Origin of the sequence: Burkholderia sp. Cy-637, assembly GCF_011753175.1 — a bacterium.
Lineage (GTDB): Bacteria > Pseudomonadota > Gammaproteobacteria > Burkholderiales > Burkholderiaceae > Burkholderia > Burkholderia gladioli.
In genome coordinates this window covers 1-1,178 of the sequence record NZ_VWWC01000385.1, presented here as the reverse complement: position 1 = coordinate 1,178, position 1,178 = coordinate 1, and the positions used below count along the sequence as shown (strand labels likewise).

1 protein-coding gene is annotated in these 1,178 nt (G+C 55.9%); it reads left to right on the top strand.

Features of this window, described 5'->3' with window-relative positions; all coding sequences use genetic code 11:
* Positions 1 to 60: 60 nt before the first annotated feature.
* Positions 61 to 1,178, top strand: a 1,118-nt coding sequence (locus F3J10_RS35725) for an IS30 family transposase (protein ID WP_167244057.1), incomplete at its 3' end; no start/stop codon positions are given.

The following is a 1,178-nucleotide window of genomic DNA, read 5'->3' as shown; positions in this document are numbered from 1 at the left end:
TGCGGATTCAACCCGTCGATGCAACATACTTGGAGCTGCGAAGCGGCAAGGAGTGTTGTCATGAAACAGAGACGGCGGATCTACTATACAGATAGCCAGAAGGCGTTAATGTGGGAGCGCTGGCGAACGGGCGAGTCGCTGCAGAAGATCGCTCAGTTGTTTGATCGGAACCATTCTTCGGTGCAAGGGATTTTGGCCGAAACGGGCGGCATACAACCGAAGCCACGGCACCGTTCGAGGTTGGCACTGACCCTCGCCGAGAGAGAAGAGATTTCGCGCGCTGTAGTTGCCGGCGAGTCGATGCGCACAATTGCGAATCGACTTGGACGTGCGCCGTCCACCATTAGTCGTGAATTCGGGCGCAACGGAGGCATGCAAGGCTATCGGGCGAGCAATGCTGATGAACTTGCTCGGGAGCGAGCTCATCGCCCCCAAGTCTGCAAGCTAGTCAAAAATAAGGAGCTCGCGCGGGTCGTGGCAGGCAAGCTCCGGCTGCAATGGTCGCCCGAACAAATTGCCGGTTGGCTTAAGCATGTATACGCGGTCAACAGAGACTACCAGGTGTCGCACGAAACCATATACCGCAGTCTCTACATACAAGCTCGCGGTGCGCTCAAGAAGGAGTTGCTCGAACATTTACGACGCTCGCGAGCCATGCGCCGTTCACGTCATCACACAATGAAGACCGGTGATCACGGCAAAATCTGCGACACCGTCCCGATTAGCGAGCGCCCCGCGACAGCAGAGGATCGTGCGATACCGGGGCATTGGGAAGGCGATCTGCTATTCGGAAACGCGAACAGCCAAATTGCCACGCTTGTCGAGCGTCAAAGCCGCTTCGTGATGCTGGTGAAGGTTGCCAGTAAGGACACGAAAGCGGTCATCGATGCACTGATTCGGCACGCCGACAAGCTTCCTCTGGAGCTATACAAATCGCTGACCTGGGATCGAGGCAAAGAGATGGCCGATCACAAGCGCTTCACCGTGGCCACTGACGTGAAGGTCTATTTTTGTGATCCGCAAAGCCCTTGGCAACGTGGTTCGAACGAAAACACAAATGGCCTCCTGAGGCAGTATCTTCCCAAAGGAATTGATCTCTCGGACTATTCCCAGGCCACGCTCAACGCGATAGCAAGGCGGCTCAACGAGCGTCCGAGAAAGACGCTAGACTTTGATAC